Annotated in this window: 11 protein-coding genes; 1 reads left to right on the top strand and 10 read right to left on the bottom strand. The window is 42.6% G+C overall.

The annotated features are described in order from the left end of the window. Positions 1 to 69 precede the first annotated feature (69 nt). The 8 genes from BUC20_RS24230 to BUC20_RS24195 form a co-directional block, all read right to left on the bottom strand. Entirely contained in the window at positions 70 to 669 is a 600-nt protein-coding gene (locus BUC20_RS24230; protein WP_143166902.1) for an RbsD/FucU domain-containing protein, read from the bottom strand. A 63-nt stretch (positions 670 to 732) separates the two neighbouring features. Continuing rightward, positions 733 to 3,450, bottom strand: a complete 2,718-nt coding sequence (locus BUC20_RS24225; RefSeq protein WP_073234194.1) for a GH116 family glycosyl hydrolase — start codon at positions 3,448 to 3,450, stop codon at positions 733 to 735. Positions 3,451 to 3,647: 197 nt separating this feature from the next. Next, entirely contained in the window at positions 3,648 to 5,285 is a 1,638-nt protein-coding gene (locus BUC20_RS24220; protein ID WP_073234192.1) for a RagB/SusD family nutrient uptake outer membrane protein, read from the bottom strand. Positions 5,286 to 5,289: 4 nt separating this feature from the next. Beyond that, entirely contained in the window at positions 5,290 to 8,694 is a 3,405-nt protein-coding gene (locus BUC20_RS24215; protein WP_200801006.1) for a TonB-dependent receptor, read from the bottom strand. A gap of 169 nt (positions 8,695 to 8,863) precedes the next feature. Next, the gene (locus BUC20_RS24210; protein WP_073234191.1) at positions 8,864 to 10,021 is read right to left on the bottom strand and encodes a FecR family protein; all 1,158 of its coding nucleotides are present in this window, start codon (positions 10,019 to 10,021) and stop codon (positions 8,864 to 8,866) included. 64 nt (positions 10,022 to 10,085) lie between these two features. Next, on the bottom strand, positions 10,086 to 10,676 hold the full coding sequence (locus BUC20_RS24205) for an RNA polymerase sigma factor (RefSeq protein ID WP_073234189.1): 591 nt from the start codon (positions 10,674 to 10,676) through the stop codon (positions 10,086 to 10,088). Positions 10,677 to 10,809: 133 nt separating this feature from the next. After that, positions 10,810 to 13,083: a glycosyl hydrolase family 95 catalytic domain-containing protein gene (locus tag BUC20_RS24200; RefSeq protein WP_073234187.1), complete on the bottom strand. Its 2,274-nt coding sequence runs from the start codon at positions 13,081 to 13,083 to the stop codon at positions 10,810 to 10,812. Positions 13,084 to 13,197: 114 nt separating this feature from the next. Further along, positions 13,198 to 14,781, bottom strand: coding sequence for a cysteine peptidase family C39 domain-containing protein (locus tag BUC20_RS24195; protein ID WP_073234185.1), 1,584 nt, complete (start codon positions 14,779 to 14,781; stop codon positions 13,198 to 13,200). A 275-nt stretch (positions 14,782 to 15,056) separates the two neighbouring features. Between BUC20_RS24195 and BUC20_RS24190 the strand changes: the two genes are divergently transcribed. Further along, positions 15,057 to 15,347: a putative quinol monooxygenase gene (locus tag BUC20_RS24190; protein WP_073234184.1), complete on the top strand. Its 291-nt coding sequence runs from the start codon at positions 15,057 to 15,059 to the stop codon at positions 15,345 to 15,347. A 23-nt stretch (positions 15,348 to 15,370) separates the two neighbouring features. On the opposite strand, the gene BUC20_RS24185 is transcribed toward BUC20_RS24190, so the two are convergent. Together BUC20_RS24185 and BUC20_RS24180 are read right to left on the bottom strand one after the other, a co-directional pair. Then, positions 15,371 to 16,135: a methyltransferase domain-containing protein gene (locus tag BUC20_RS24185; RefSeq protein ID WP_073234181.1), complete on the bottom strand. Its 765-nt coding sequence runs from the start codon at positions 16,133 to 16,135 to the stop codon at positions 15,371 to 15,373. 180 nt (positions 16,136 to 16,315) lie between these two features. Next, positions 16,316 to 17,704, bottom strand: a complete 1,389-nt coding sequence (locus BUC20_RS24180) for an OmpA family protein (protein ID WP_073234178.1) — start codon at positions 17,702 to 17,704, stop codon at positions 16,316 to 16,318. Positions 17,705 to 17,792 lie beyond the last annotated feature (88 nt).

Raw genomic sequence — 17,792 nt, 5'->3', positions numbered from 1 at the left:
AACGGCACAAATAACGAGCAGAAAATTTATCTTTTTGTCAAATTATTAAGGGATTTTGGCTTTACACCACTATTTCTTCATGTTTGTTCGCAGTTGTAATTCTTTATCCCCATTCCAATATCCGCAATCCAGTTGCAGGAAAACAGAGGTGTAAGGAATGGTTTCATTCGTTTTGATCACCAACACTTTAAACAACTTTGATTCCGCATCTAATTTTTTAAAGACCTCATCATGCAGAATGGTTTGTACACTTTGTGTACCGAACATGGTCTTTGCATCCCGGACAAACTGTGTCACCCCTTTGGCCTGCTCCTCTTTAATAAAATCCAGCTCTTTATCCCGGTATATGATCGGTTTTACATGTGTAGATTGGTTCACCTGACCCAATACCAGTTTTAACACAGGTAAAAGATCTTCATTGGCGTAAATGTATTCCATGCCCGGGGCATTCTGCTCAGGGAACGCTTTATCTACGATAAGGATCCAGTTCCTATGCCCTAGCAGTGGCAATTTTTCATCAAACTGCTGCTTCCAGTTGTTACTGTTTTTTTCAGGAATCAGGTTTGTTTTCTGATCCATTGGAGGGTTACATCCTGCACTCAGGAAAGCAATGCTGATTCCAATTGAAATCAGCATTGCTTTAGAAGCAGTTATTGATAATACTTTCATAAGGATATGTTTGTGGTTTTAGCGGTTATGAAGCGATCATATGCATATATATTCTTTGGTGAATTAAGAAAACACCAGGTTTAAACTTTGGTTCTCCTTAATCATCAGCTTTTTATCAAACACCAATTCCAATACCTCCCCCTGCTGTTTAAAGCTCAGCGGCACTTTGACCTGATCCAGCGTCGCTGTCACAGATTTCAATGCTCCCTTGTCAATTCTCTCCAGTGTCAGCTTTTGCAGGGCCAACTCTCCATAGCTCATTTTCAGGCTATGCAACTGCTTCATTCCTGTTTTCTTTTGCGCATACGTACCCCATCCTTCGGCTGTGGTAAATGGTGTTTTGAAATCCCCTTTGTTCCATTTCGGAGCAAAACCCAGCTCTCCTTTCGGCCCATGACAGGTAAATCCGCAAGCTGTGATAAAGGTTCCATAACTGGCCATTGCCCTGGCATAATGGTCACTACATTCGATCTCGTTAAAAGGGTTTCTTTTTGAAGCATGGTAACGATCCTGGATTACGCGGGTCAAGACGAGGCTTTCCCCAACCATTCCTTCTGCCATCATATGTGCAGCCACCTGGTGTTCAAATCCACTCATACACTCATGAAAGTACCCCAGCTGCCAGGTTACATTTTCGCCGAAAGGCTGCGATTCGTTATGAGGATTGGTATTCATCACCATCCCGCCTTCTCCTTCAAGCGCATATGGACGGCCACCAACATGGGTTTTAATATAAGGGCCCACATCCATCGTGAAATTGTATTTCCACAATGCTTTCAGTGCGGCCACTGCTTTATCTTTAGCCAGCACCCTTGGCAGACCAACCTGGAAGGCCCAGCTTTGTCCGTAAACCTGATCAATATGACAGGTATTGTACGAGCCTAATTTTTTTCTTCCCTGTACCGGATCGGGACGGTGGATAAAATACTCTCCGTTAAAGAGTTCCTTTTCCATGTTTTTACGTCCATTGGCGACATAAGTTTCGCATAACTGAGCAAAGGTTTTGTCGCCCATTTCTTCGGCCATCAGCTGCGCCGCTTTAGCCGCTGCAATACAAAGACCTACAATCCAGGCAATCTCCCCTTCCCAGACAGCATCCAATGTATTTTCCATTGGCGTATCGGTCATCCCGTCTCCGTTTTTATCCTGAGCCAGCATAAATTCCACTGCTTTTTTGATCTTTGGCCAGTTGGTCCGCAAAAAGGAATCATCAGCATTCATCTGGTGCTCCCGGTAAAAGCGCAATACCGTCCCCGCCTGTCCGTCAATTGCCGGATGGGTTTCATTTTCCCCCCGGAACATAATCGCCCCGCTTTCTTCTTTAAATCCAAGTCCAAGATCTACGCGCTGGCGCAAGTCTCTTTCCAGCTCGGGAAAGATGCGGGCAACCGCATGTGCATATTGCCAGACATGGGTACAGGTTCCGGCACAAGCCCCCACTCCTTCCCAGCTCCAGAACCTTCCATCGGCAAATCTATAAGTGTTGGCGGTAGCAAGGGTACCAATATTTAAAAAGGTCCGCTCCATAAACCAATGTGGCAAAGTGGTATCGTTCCAGGTCTTCACCCAAAGCTCAGTTGTAGTCGTTAGCTTCCCGAAATGATCGTTCAAATAAACACTTACCGCTTTTGCATCTTTAAACCTTTTACCATACTGATAACCTTCTCCGGCATCTTTCACCAGATTTTTCAGTTTAGGATTGGCATTATTAAAATGCCAGCTTACAGAGTAATCGGCAGTAACAGATTTTCCGGGAGCAAGATTTTTGGTGGTGCCAATCCCGCCAACCAGTTTTTCAGGAGCCATTGCAGTAGCCTGTTCCACCACCAGGGTCTTGAAGCTTTGTTCATTTACCGGCCAGGGCTGGAAAGCCGCATAGCGCTTTGCGTTGCTGCCATGAAAACTGAAACACATGCTGCCATGGTCTATTTCTTTAGCCAATTCTTCTGTTCCCTCAAAAGTTGAAAAAATATGACTGGAGTTTGCCGTGGAACTGCCTTCATTTTTGCGTTTTCCGGCACCTTCCTTAGCACTTAATTTATTCACTCCGTTTTCCATCCAGCCGATCAGGGAAACTTCTGCAGGACTATTGGTTGTATTTTTAACCTCCAGCCTCAATACCGTTGCCGGCAATGCAGAATCTGCCGCATCCAGAGGAATAAATGGGGAATAAACTTTAAGTTGAACAGCCAGCGGAAAATCCTTGCTGTGGTAGCTGATGGTGGCCATCGGATAAGCAGGTGTAAAAATCACCTCTTCCCAATGCTCTTCATTCAGTTCTTTTATAATGGTTTTCCCATTGATGACCACCTTTACCGCAAAACCCTGGTCCAGGACCCGTTTATTACCCGCAATAGTAGGCTCTACATAGGCAGCACCATCCCTCACCCGGATCTTTCTTACGGAGGTTCCATCATTCCAGTTGACCACCTTAGGATCAATTCCTTCCTGATTCCCCTCAAAGGTTTCATTGTAAATCTGCCAAAGCCAAAGTCTTCCATCTCCGCCAACATACACCGTTCCGGCATGTAAACCTCCAACAGGCATGCCAATATAACGCAGTTCATTCCTGCTTTTCAGATAGGCAGTTCTTTCCCCACGGTTATAAAGCGATTTTAACCATTGAGGATCTATATTTTTTTCTTCAGGGATATTGTGTTTGGGATAGTCTATAGCAAAAATACTTTTTGCCCAGACAGGGAATTGCAAAAAGGCGAAACCTGCAGTAAGCAAGCCAGCTTTCTTGAGAAAGTCCCTTCGGTCTGTTGAGGTGGTTTTCATAATTACTAATTTATTAGGTTTCTTTGTGTGTGTGTGGTTCCCGAATTAAAAGCGGCTTGTTTAACTAAATGTAAATAGTTTCACCTGCATTATTGATCCGCTGCCAAAATCACACAATGTTTAGACAAAATCGATTAAGGTTTAAGCTAAAAAAGGAGGCCAATACAAATGACAAGATTGACCTCCGGGCATTCATATTACCAACCAGGGTTTTGTTTAATCATTGGATTTGCATCTATTACCGATTGCGGAATGGGCCATACATACATTCTTGATGCATCAAAAGCGCGATCCTGTGCTTTGATCTGAGGAACATTATATGCCCCTACCGGATCAGTCACATTTACGTTTATTCCATATGCAGGTTGATTCAGTACAATTTCTGCAGTCTTCCATCTCAGTATATCGAAATAACGCTTGTGCTCAGCAACAAACTCATGCCGGCGTTCATTACGGATCAAAGTACGCATTGCCGACTGATCAGCAGACACCGACGGTTCTACCACCGGAAGCCCTGCTCTTTGTCTGACCTGATCAATGGCTGATTTGATCTTTGGATTTCCGGGAGAAAATTCATTAAATGCCTCGGCAATGATGAGCAAAGTTTCGGAATAGCGATAGATTGGCCAGTTGATATAGGACTCATCAGGTCTCAGGGTATTCAGGTCATTAAATTTCAGATACATATACCCTGTTTTACCACCACCACCTTCAGCACCAATCCGCTCTGGCATACCAGAGGATGGATCCGGCTGAAAAGGCTTCATTGTTCCGTCGGGTCTTTTAATTGGGATTCCGGGAAGGATAAACGTCTTTGCAAGCCGCTTATCTCTGTTCTGATAAGGATTTGCAGGGTTATAAAGCGACGAAGTCTGGATGGTTTTCCCATCTGTACATTCATAAGAATCCACCAGATCACGAGTGGCACAAAAACTGGCCCATCCTTCACCAGTTACCCCAACTCCTCCTGGTGAAGCAAGAACGGGCAACATATGGGTAATCAGGTTTTTCACATATTGACGCCCAAGGATCACCTCTTTATTGTTGTTATTTGCGGCTTCTGTAAAAACAAAGGCAAAATCATCTTCCAGGCGATACCCCATTGTAGTTACCGAATCTGCTGAATTTGCCGCGTGTTGCCAGTAAACGGTGGCCCCAGATCCGGTATGAAATTTAGCCCAGCTGGCCATATACAAATAAATATTTGCCCTTAACATCAATGCTGCAGCTTTCGTAATCCGGCCATTATCACTGGCATCCGTATAAGCGACAGGTAAGTTGTCCACAGAAAAATTAACACATTGTAAAGCATAAGTAAGCACTTCCTGTTTCGCATTTCTGGGGATTTTAGATTCTTCCAGTAATACCGGCTGCTCTTTAATCAGTGGAACATCACCAAAATGTTCCACCAATCTGAAATACCGCATAGCCAGGGCAAATCTGGCTTCCGCTTCATAGCGCTTTTTTAAATTCGCATCAAAATCTATTGCTTTAAGTTTAGTCAGGTAATAGAGTGCCCTGCGTATAGATTGATAAGGCGTGCTGTATTCTTCCAGCAAATAAGCATCTGAAGCCTTCTGACTTCCCTGATTAATGAATCCCATCCCACCTTCCCCCCAGGCATTGGTCATGATGGAATTATCACTACTACAATCTTTCCAAAAATCACGATCATTAGGCAAAGTGGCATAAACCGCATTCAAGCCAACCTTTGCATCCTCAGCCGTTTTAAAATAAGTATTTTCAGAAGCATTCGCCAGTGGGTCGAGTTCAAGTACTTTTTTACATCCGCAAAAAACTACCGCTCCCATTATTAGTATCAATATCTTTTTCATTTTTTTACAGTTTAGCATTTATACCGAAAGAATAAGTCCTCGAAAGCGGATAATAACCAAGATTGGCTTCGGGATCGAAATTGATTCCCGAAAACGTAGCCATATTCTGCCCGGATAAAAAGAGCCTCAGCCCTTTGATCTTTGCCTTCTTTAACAGCTTGTCGGGGAGTGTATAGCCAACCTGGACGTTTTGGATTTTCAGGTAGTTTGCTTTCCTCAGCCAATAACTGGAAAACTGAGTGTCATTTGAAGTATTGAGCACTGATAATCTCGGGTTTGTTGCGTTGGGATTATCTGGTGTCCAATGATCCAGTCCTCCGATCGGAACGTTATCCGTCAGGAAGAAAGGCCATACCGAATACCCGCTCAGGTATAAATAATTGTTAAATCTGCCATTTAGATTTGCAGAGAAATCAAACTCCTTCCATCCGAAGTTCAGGTTTAATCCGAAGATCATAGGTACCTTCGTGTTGAGTACCACCCGGTCTAATCCATTAATAAGGCCATCTGGTTGTCCATTGGGACCACTCACATCTTTATATTTAATGTTTCCCGGAAAAATATTCAATCCCTGGGAAGGACTTCCTGCAATTTCTGCTGCGCTTTGAAATAAACCAATCGCCTGCAAACCATATAACAGATTAAATTGCTGTCCGATCTCAGAAATGTTGTTCCCGTTTACCGGAGGGTTTGTGCCATTGTTGACCACTTTTGTTTTTGACCAGCTCAGATTAAAACCAACACCCCAGCTGAAATCACCTTTCTGATCCGCATAGTTTCCACCAAATTCCCAGCCTTTATTTTTCAGAACTGCACCATTGGTGAGCGGGCCGGCCAATCCAAATTCGGCAGGTGCCGTACTTCTGAATAAGATCCGGTCGCGGGTATTGTCAAAATAATCAACACTCAGGTTTACCCGCTGTTTAAATAACCCAAGATCTACTCCGATATTCTTTTGTTTGGATACCTCCCAGACAATGTTAGGGTCAACTGCCAGAGACTGAAGTGCTCCCGGCACCGCAACACCATTGAAACCATATATCGCCGGGTTATAATCTAAAATCGTGGCATAAGGGTAAAAATTCGGGTTATTGTTGTCTATTTGCTTCTGGGCATCTCCAGCTTCACCATAAGAAGCCCTTAGTTTAAGCTGAGAAATCCATTCCGATTTAAAGAAGGATTCCCTGTGGATGTTCCAGCCTGCAGAAACCGTTGGATAATAACCCCATTTGTTTCCCGGTCCAAAATAAGAACTCCCATCAGCACGGATACTTGCCTGTAAAAGATAACGCTCATCATAATTGTAGTTCAAGCGGCCAAATCCCGATTGAAAAGCATAATCTCTTGCCGTCCCCGTCGACTGCATATTGGTGCTGGCACCGCTATTGATCACGTCAATATTATTGAAAGGAAGTTTATCCCTGAAAGCAGAAAAACTATTCTGGTAATAATATTCCTTTGAGTAACCAGCCAGCAATTTAAATCCATGCTTCCCAATATTGTAGCTGTAATCCCCTGTTACCTGCAGGGTATTTCTGTAATTTAGGCTTTCAGTTTCCCGCTGGCTGGTGACGTTATTTGCCAGCAATCCCATCGTTCCATCTGCATTGAACAATGGATAGCTCAATACGCGGTTTTTTGTATACTGATCCGTTGATGACCTTGCAAAACGTCCCTGAAAGTTCAGGTCTTTAACGGGGCTATAATTCAAATCCAGATTTCCCAGAAGTTCTTTATATTCATTTCTTGTATACCCTCCTTCATTGATACTGGCGATAGGATTACCTCCGATTGACCGGGTATTAAAATATTGGCCCATGGCATTCCTTATGGGCACGATCGGAGAATTTCTAATGGCTTGCGACTGGAAACCTTCTGTTCCTCCATTCGGCTCATTCAGGTAGGTATTGGTATACTGCAGGTTCGCTGCAACAGATATTTTATCTGATAACCGGACAGTTAAATTGGGCTTAATGACGTACCTGTTGTAATTGTTATTTGGTAGTGTTCCATTCTGATAATCATAAGATGCAGACAAGCGATAGGTCACATATTCTGTATTTCCAGAAACCGCAGCATTGTTATTACTGATCAGTGCATTGTTCTTATAAATGGCTTTATACCACTCATTATCAGGCAATAAACCATTGGCCAGATCCTGCTGTCCTTTTTCACCATAAAGCGCATTGGTACCTGCTCCATCGTTAAGTAAGGCCTGATCTTTCAATCTCATGAAGTCTGATGCCCCGACAAACTTTAGCTGAAACTGTGGTTTTTGAATCCCCACACTTTCATTGAACTCCACTACAGGTTTTCCATCCCCGCCTTTTCCCTGCTTGGTGGTCACCAACATGACTCCGTTTGCTGCCCTCGCCCCATAAATTGAGGCTGAAGCCGCATCTTTAAGAACAGATATGCTCTCAATATCATTAGGGTTTAGGGTGTTGATGTTCCCCACATTCCCATCGATGATCACCAATACGCCGGAGCTATTTCCCATTGTTTGCGTACCACGGATATTGATATTCGCAGCTGAGCCCACAGCACCGGAGTTCTTGGTTACATTCAAACCAGGAATTGCTCCAGCAAGCAACTCCTGAACATTCGTTACAGACCTGCCTTTTAATTGCTTCTCTACATTCACCACTCCGATAGCACCGGTAAGGTCACCTTTCTTTTGAGTACCATAACCCACCACCACGAGTTCTCCAAGCTGGGCCGTAGCTTCAGTCATCAGGATATTCAGGTCAGGATTCTGCCCTTCGGTAACCGTTAGGTTTTTTGAAACACTGGTATAACCAATATAATAAAAGGAAAGCTGATATACCCCTGGCTGAAGGTTGGCAAAAATATAATTGCCATTTTCATCTGTTGTTTTGGTTAACTGGCCTGCAGGACCTTCCAGTTTAATGGTTACTCCTGCCATCGGTCCTTTGGCATCGGAAACTTTACCTTTTAAAAGTCCGCTAACGACAAAAAAGCTCGTTTTCAATGGAACAGGAGCAGTTTTAATGACAATGGTTTTGTCTATAATGTGATAAACAATCCCTTGTCCGGAAAAACACTGTTTCAAAACCTCTTCCAGCAACACATTTGAAACATTGATATCCACAGGTTTTGTTTTACTGAGCACATCGTCACCATAAAGGAATTGATACCCACTTTGTTTTCCAATCTGTTTCAGGATGGTCTTTAAATCAGCATTTCTGGAATTCAGGGTAATCCGCTGGGCATGAGCAGCCTGGCCAACCTGTAAAAATAAGGTGATCAATAAAACAAAAGTTATTTTTGTTCGCATAATGATTCGTTTTATCAGCTCCGAACTGATGCTCAGCCCCCCTGAGTCAGTTTGCAATACATAGCTTACCGGCCAACCGATCGGCCAGCCCAATAAATTAGAAAATTTCATACATTTGATTTGGTTAGATTTCCCGTTCCATTTATTCCTCTTCAGTTGAAAGAATGGTCCGGGGGTTAATTGATTCTGTTTAAATACATTGATCAATAAGAAAATCTAAACTTGCCGGGAGTGTTCTCAGCACTCCTGGCTTCTTAGATTAACCTATTTGTGTAAAAGTTTACGGCATAACGGTTATTCTCCTTTCTTCGATTTTAAAGTGTACAAGATTCGTTGATTCTAACATTTTTAACACCTCACTTACATTCTCATACCGGGAAATCGTCCCTGTAAACACTTTCTCAGCGATCTGCCCTTCATAGATCACTTCCACATTGTACCAGCGGGAAACCGATCGCATGATGTCTTTCAAAGGTTTGCTGTTGAATATGAGCTTATTATTTTTCCAGGCCATTTCCTCTTCCACATCAACCTGAGCAATCCTGATCTGATCTCCTTCCTCTTTGGAAACCTTAGCTTGTTCTCCGGGTTTGATGATACTGCCTTGTTTGCCTGAATATACTTTAACACTTCCCTCCAGAAGTGTGGTCTTATAGGAAGCTTCGTCTTCATAAGCCTTTACATTAAAATGTGTGCCGAGTACCTGTATCATTTGATTTCCGGTTTTTACTTTAAAAGGCATTGCTTTATTTTTAGCGACTTCAAAATAACCCTCACCTTTTAGTTCTACATTTCTTTCCTTCCCTTTAAAACGGTCAGGAAAGCGCAGTGATGAGGCGGCATTTAGCCAGATATGAGTACCATCCGGAAGTGTAATCTGATATTCCCCTCCCTTAGGAGTTGAAATGGTATGGTATAAAACCGGTCCATCTGGCTGGGAGCCAGCATTAATCTGATATACCAACTGACCATTTCCTGACTTTCTAATCGTCATTCCCGACTGGCTGATCAGGACTCCGTCTTTTGCCTCATCGAGTATCACCTGTTTTCCGTTGGCCAGTGTCAAAATTGCTTTATTGCCACCTGGTTTGATATCAGTAGCATATTGGGGCACCGGCACAGTTAGGACATTTTGTTTTTTTACCGGTGATTGGTAGAAGTAAAAAGCAACACCAATCACGATGAGCACGGCCGCAGCAGCGGATAGCTTAACTGCATTAAATTTATAAGGATTTGGTTTTCTTTGATCAGAATCAATGTGCGCTGAGATGTTTCCCCACATGGACGCTCCTTTTTCCAAAAGATCTTCCGGATCTCCGGAAAATTTCCTTTCCTGTACTTGTTCCATATAAAAACGCTCCACCAGCGCCTTTTCATTCGGACTGCAATTACCTGCCACATATCTATCCAGAAGTTCTTTTATCTCTTGATTGTTCATTGATTGTCCGGCTAATGTTGTAAAGACACCTGCCAGCCCCCCTGGTAGTAGAAGGTTTAAAGAATTATTTGAAAAAGAGGTAGATGAGAAGTAAGATCAACCCGGAAGACAAGCTTAATTTCAGACGGATAACCTTAATTGCATTCCCGATTTGTTTCTTAACGGTTTTATCAGATATGCCTAGTTTATCTGCAATTTCACGGTTAGACAGGTAAGCTTTCCGGCTATATTCAAAAACTTCTCTCATTTTTTCAGGAAGGTTTTGAATCTCTTTTTCGATGGCGATTGCCAGCTCCTTTTCAGTAATCTGCTCGAGAACCGAATGATCCTGAGCCTGAATATAGCTTGCTAACACATCGATTAGTTTATCACTATTCTTACGTTTACGAATGGCATTAAGTACTTTATGTCTTGCAGTAACATAAAGGTAACCGGAAAGACTGGTCTTGAAATCAAGCTCATTTCTTTTTGTCCACAGCGTAATAAAAAGGTCCTGAACAATATCCTGTGCATCAGACTCCTCTCTCAACATCTTATGACAGGTCGTATACAACATCGCCCAATACTTATTATAGATTTCAGAAAATGCAGTCTGGTCCCCAGCTTTCAGGAGTGTGGTCAGCTGCTCATCCGAAAATTTGCTATAGTTATCCATTAAATTCTCTCCCCTTTACCTGATATCATCAGACCCGGTATAAAAATTACACCTTATTAAATCTAAATGCTTTACCTGAGATAATTTCACAGATGCCAAAATCGCTTACTATTATGTTGATAGAATAAAACGTTTACCTGATTTTCAATCCCCAGCTCCATTTTTCCCTGATTGTTGGTTTTACAGGCAGTACATTAAATTTGCTCGTATCATATCCTGAAGAAAGCAAAATTGTTTCACCAGGAATAGTGGAAAAGCTGATGTTCATTTTTCCTTCACTTTCAAAAACGGTAAATGCCAGCTCTTGTCTTTTATCCGAACTCACCATACTCACTTTCATATCCGTGAGCACCCGACAAGTATCCCCTTTGGTACTCAGGACCCTAATGAATGAGGTTTCGCCATTTTCTTTGCTTGCAGATACCAGGAAACCACCTTCAGCACGAAGCTTATCAAATGATACATTCTTCCACTGATCTGGTATTGCCGGAAAGACCCTGACTTTCCCTGCCCAGCTTTGCAATAACATTTCCTGGATGGAGGTCGCTGCCGAAAGCGGGGTTTCGATTACCGGACCAGACTCCTGATACAAGGTATTGGGCTTGATAAACTGATCAAACAGCTGGTTTAGCAACTCATAGGATTCATTTCCCTTTCCCATCATGGCATTGATTGAAGCAGCTCCGGTAAATGTATATCCCTGTAAAGCTCCTTTCAGAGAAATCCAATGGTCCAGAGATTTCTGGATGAGCTCCCTGTTATCGGCCTGATCAGGATTGATCAAATGGTAAGGATAGATCATCAGCAAGTGAGAGTAATGGCGATGAGAACTGCTCAGGCTCACATCTTTCCCAATCATATAACCGGTATCATTAACCGGATAAGGCACCAGTTTTTCAAGTACAGATTCCCATTTCCCACGGTCTGCATCTTTCAGATCTTCCTTTTTATCCAATGCGATCAGGGTTTCTAATCCCCAGCGTAAACTGGACAACGCGTAATTGGCATCCTCTGCATATTTGTATTCCGGCGAAAAAGAGGAAGGCAAATGAAATACCCCTGCCTCATCCTTTTTCAAATGATACAGCAGGTGGTTTACCGATCTTTTTAACAATGGATAAATGTATTTTAGGAGTTCCTCCCGGTCTTTGGAATAGGAATAATATTGATAGTAATAAAACATCGTCCAGGTCAGGTTGCCGAGTTCAAATTGTCCGTTGTCTTTGTTGGCTTCTGATAATGGGGCTACCAGGTCATATCCGCTGATGCGCCCGATTGCCGCGGCATCTTTCCGCCATTCTTCAGGTACATTGTTAATCAGGTTCGGAAGGTTTTTATTCAAGGTATTGAACAGCGACTTACCCAATTCCAGATGGTTAGCCGTAAAAACGGGCGAATAGGTCAATTGAGTGTTCAGGTTCCACCATACTGCAGGCCAGGGCGTTTGGCTGGTAAACCAAGGACCCATCAGGTCGATCATGGGTTTATTTGCTCTCGTTGCAGCGGCCAGCTTATACAGCTGGATCCAATAAAAACTCTCCATGCGCTGATCGGGAATAGAAATGAAGCTTTGCTGATAAAACTGGTTCCACCATTTTTGATGGGCAGCCTGAACAACAGGCAGTTTTGTGACCATAAAGCTGTTAATAGCCACTGTCGCTTCTTTTATTTCATCCAACTTTCCTTCCCCATCATAGCCCACAGAAATCAGCATGGTGCTTTCGTTTACCCCTTTTTTTGCGGTCCAGGCGGTCGCATAACCTCCATTGTTTAACAATGGCTGATGACAAACAGAGAATATACCCGATTTAGTCAATACTGAAGCAGGATTTTCCGGATAAACCTCCGGATTTCCGGTATTGTTCTGATTCATCCTGGGGCTTTTACTTTTTTCCCCGACAAACTGCCAGTTGATGTTCTTCTCCTGTTGAGTCCCTTTCGCCTTAATGTAGATTACATTTGTATTTGCAGGAACAAATGAGCTAAACTCCAATGTTCCTTTAGTGGTAAAAATGATTCCTTCGGCTTTGGCATTATAAATATCCAGGGTCATTTTAGCCCCGGTAATTTTTCCTGTGGTTTTGAGGATCATCCTCCCTATTGGCAGTCTCGGCCTGGAGATCAATGGCTCGGAGAGTCCGTTTCCCTGGTGTTCCCTTTGATCGGTCACATCGCTTCTGCCAATATCAAAACGGATGGCATTGTCGTCCTCTTTATAAATATTTGTACCCAGTAAACCGTTTCCAAGCAAGATACCAGTATAATAGCTGGTGCTGATGGAATCCCAGCGCATGGTTTGGCGCTTCATATAATCCGGCCAATTGATGGTGTTGTTGTTGGTGTTTACCTGTGCAGCTGCAGTAAGGCTACCTAACAAAAAGACAAAACCTGCGTAAATCTGTTTCATGAGATTAAATTTAAGCCACCCATACCCCTCTGGATGAATCCCTTACTAAATCTAATCAGATTTACTCAAAATTTTGTCAATTTGCCAAAATCACTGAATGTTATACCGAAATTCCTAAATATCCATGAACTGAATATCCTCCAGTCTGTACGGATCTATCAGCTTATATCCATTTACAAATATGGTTGGCGTAAAGCTGATCTCTGCCATTTCGCACCAGCTTTTTTGCTTTTCAGTCACCATTTTCATTTCTTCATTGATGCTCACCGGGTATTGACTGGCCCAGGAATCGTAGTCCTTATTGCTTTGTTTGTACCAGCTATTCAACGCTTCACCTACATATTTCCCGTCTTTCGACAAGCTTAAGGCGGTGACATGCCTCGCCACCTTTGTCCGGGCATCTTCTTCCTGATTTGCGGTGGTGAATAAAATCTTTAATTGAAGGTCCTCCCTGGTCAGCAACCATTCGTCTAACATCTTATGGGTAGTCGCACATGGTCCGCAAAAAGGGTTCGTGACCATCGTAATCACCGTTTGCGCATTGGGATTACCTAATTTAATGGCTCGTAACTCATCAGGGACAGCATATCGTGGTTGTCCGGTAAGCAGTTTATTGAATAAATCACTATTGTATTTAAAGCCTTTTAATTGCTGTTTCAGTGGCTTCGTTTGTCCGGCTTTAATTAAGAAAGGTTTGATAAATGCCCAGATGGCAATTGGAAGCAGAAAACAGGCAGCCACCGCAGGAAGAACCGATACCGGAATATCAAAGGTAAAAGAAGAATTCATCAGAAAAACCAGGGCTTCCAGCCAGAGCAGCCCCTGTACCGTACAACAGAGGACACACCAGTTCTTAATCTTGATCTGATACCCGATAGAGTAAAAGGTATAAGGCAGACAGGCAAGACTCAACCAGGCCAATAAGTTGATCGACAAAGGATACAACAACAGACAAAGAAATGAACCTGTAAAATAAAACAATCCTACTTCGCTCCAGCTCAGCCAGCTCGTCACTTTAGCCGCATCAGACTTTAGAATGGCGTTACAATTGTTTTCTTTTCCAAGACTACATAAATTCTGTATAAATGGATTATTGCTATCCATACTGGACATCAGCAACAAGACACTCAGCACCATACCTGCCAGTTTTATCCCCAATAAGCCCGCATAAGCCAGGTTTAACCCTGTATAATCGATAGATGCGGCAACACAAGCCAAAAGCAACAGGATTAAAAAGGGCGCACGGGCCTGGTCAAACACCCCCTTAATGACTTCCATCCTGTAATTTTCTTCTCCACTATGTTCTTCTTTTTGAGCATATAAAAGAATCCCATCCCAGTTTCTGAGAAACTCGGCTTCTTCCATTGTGCGCTTTCTTTCCGTTTCAGTACTATAAGTTACCTTTCCGTCTGCAATTCCATGAATCAGTGCGAAACTGCCACCATTACTTCTGAAATGTGCAATTAAAGGAAAAGAAAGGTCCTTTGCATCATACTCACTCTTATCTATTCTATAACTTTCATGAGGCACTTTCCAACCATTCAGCGAATCACTGATCGCCAATAAACTCGGGTATTCAGGATGTTCGTTTAATTGATGAAGGATAGAAGATCTGCTCACTTTGATGTTGAGCTCTTTAATCAGATAGAAAACAACGGCTTCGGAATTCTCCAGCCTCGATTGCAATGGGTTTATCATATAGAGAACAGTTGATTTACAAAAAAGGAATTTTTAGGCCGTATTGATTTACTTTACAAACACTGGAAACAATCACATTAATCTAATCTACAAAAAACAGAAGCATATTTGCAATATATTTTCCTCAAATATTTTTCATTTTCTTTATTATCAGGGATAGAGGATGGGCATTTTAAATCAACAACCTCAGAATTATAATAGCTTAACATGATTTATATGATGAGAATTCAGCATAAATCCTCTTTACTTTTGTCTGATTATTAAAACATATAGAAATGAACATATACCTAACTGCAATTGTAAAAAGTAAAGAAGGAAATTCGGATGTCATGAAAAACATGCTGCAACAACTGGTGGTAGATTCCAGAAAAGAGCATGCCTGCCTGCAATATGACCTTCATCAGGATAAGGATAACAACAATGTATTTATTTTTCATGAAATCTGGGAAAACCAGGAAGGATGGGATCTTCACAACTCACAACCACATATCAGCCGTTTTATTAGTGATTCGGCAGATTTCATTGACGGAACGGTAACGATTTACAAAACGGATAAGCTCAGCTGATCTGGCTTGAACGGTGATGAATTTTAAAATATCCCCGACAGAATGGTTCTTTTAAATGGATAAAATACCGGTTGTTGGGGATATTCTTCCTGAAGTCTTCTCCGGTATTCTTTAATAAAATCAGTCCTCAGGCTGTCTTCCAGCCTTTCTACATAAGGGAGCATCGCAGTGCCCGAGGTCCAGTCGTAAATGGCATTGGCATCTTTCAGGACATGCGGATAGACCTTCTCATAAACGGTCATTTCTTTACCCCCATTCTCAAAAAGAATCTGGGAATAATGATCAATTGAAAGTACTGAAACACCTCTCAACCAACCCTTAAATGCGGTTCGAAAAGGCGCTTCGGAAGCTAACTTTTTCAAAGTACGGTGCGTAAAATGTTCGTGGTTTGAAGGAACCTGAACGAGCAGCTGCCCGCCGGGCCGGAGACAGGAAATGAGGTCAGGAAATAAGGTTTCATGTCCATCAATCCACTGTAAGGCTGCATTTGAAAAGATGAGGTCATATTTTTCGGAAGTCTGTATTTTTTCTTTAATCCCGATGCATTCAAAGCTCAGGTTTTCATTGCTGAAGACTCCGGAATCTCTCAACATCTCGGCTGAGGAATCAATGCCCAGGACCCTGGCTCCAGGCAAATGGTCGGTCAGCTTTCGCGTCAACTCTCCTGTCCCACAACCCAGATCGATTACCTTAAGATCCGGTCGCTGTTTTACTAAAGACAGCAAGTCATAAAAAGGTTCGTATCGTTGTTCCTTAAAGCTATTGTATACATCCGGATTCCATGCCATAATTCCTATTTCTTTCAGCTGATGAATCCAAGTTAGGGATTAAGTACAGCTTTTACAAGCCTGGCCCGAATTGGCAAATATTGATTTTGCTGCAAATAAATTGGTAAAAATGGAGGTGTGCTTTAAATAAAAATGCCCGGACAATTGGAGATCCGGGCATTTCAATTGCGAAAAGATGATTTATTTTTGAGTTACGCGAATGTCAATACGACGGTTTTGCGCCCTTCCCTCCTCGGTGTCATTGCTTGCTATCGGATGCTCAGGACCATAACCTTCTGCTTCCAGACGCTTGGCATCAACTCCAAGTTTCACCAGTTCCTGCACAGCCGCATTTGCACGTTCTGTGGATATTTTCTTGTTCACAGCCGCAACACCTGTATTATCGGTATATCCTCCCATTTTCAGGTTTACATTCGGATATGCTTTTAATATTGCGGTAATATTTTTCAATTGTTCCTGAGATTCGGCTTTCAGAATACTCTTTCCGGTTTCAAAGTACAGGCGGTCAAATGTAAACCAGGTGGTTTTATCAACCGGTTTGTCTTTGTCTTCCAGGAAGGAAATCAACCTGCTTTCAACCGAGTTCTCCCCTATATTAATGGAGGTACCATCAGGCAGTTTTTTACTGATACTGGCACCAAGGTCTCGTACAAAATCTCCGGCTTCATTTAATTTACCAGCGATCGCAGTAGTGGCAGCGGCTGCTCCTGTTTTGATTGCACCGGCAGCAGAATCGATACGGTTACCCATAGAATCAGCTTTAGCGGATAAAGAATCAACGGTACTGCTCATACTTGATTTGTTGCATCCCGATCTGCCCATGATCCACCAGGCACCAATCAGAATAATCAACAAAGGGATTAACCATTTTAAGAAACCACCACCTGATTTAGGTTCAGTACCTGGTCCATAATTTACCGGGGCAACTCTGGGAACCTCAACCTTCGGCACTTCTACTTTCGGTACCTCTACATCTGGCACCACTACACTTGGCACTTCTACATCAGGCACCTCTACTTTTGGAATATGGAGATCGGGCATATTGATATTGGCAATACCTAAAGAATCACTCAGGCCTTGTGGAAGTGCAGCGCTGATATCAGCCTTACTTTCGAAAATTTTACCCAACAAATCAGTAATACTCCAGCCCTTACTTGCCATTATTTTTGAAATAAAGCCGGTAACCAGGGGTACGATCATCGCCAGTAACCCTGCGGATTTCTCTCCACTCAAACCACTCGATGAAGAAATTGCATTGGTTAAAGTATCGGAATCCTTGCCAAATAAACCGCCAAGCATTGATTTCCCCTTTTCTAATAAGGAATCATCATTAGTGGCCGACAAATCGTCTGCATTACTTTCAGCTCCGGAACCGGTAATATTGGAGAGCAAACCGCCGAGAAAACCGGAGTCTCCTCCTGCCCCGTTTTTTAGGATGCCGGCCAGAACGGCAGGAATGCCTGCAGAAAAACCGGATTGCACCTGTTCTTCGCTTACGCCAGCTTTCTGGCTTAAAGATGAGATCAGCCCGGGACTTACCTCATTCTTTAACATTTCAATTAAATTCATGTTTATAGGTTTTAGATTAGAAATTGAACAATCAAATACACCCTCGCCTTGAATTTCAATTCGATATATCAGATAATCAATATATCTA

It is taken from the genome of Pedobacter caeni, assembly GCF_900129215.1.
In the GTDB taxonomy this organism is placed as follows: Bacteria; Bacteroidota; Bacteroidia; order Sphingobacteriales; family Sphingobacteriaceae; genus Pedobacter; species Pedobacter caeni.
This window is presented reverse-complemented; position numbering and strand designations above follow the sequence as displayed.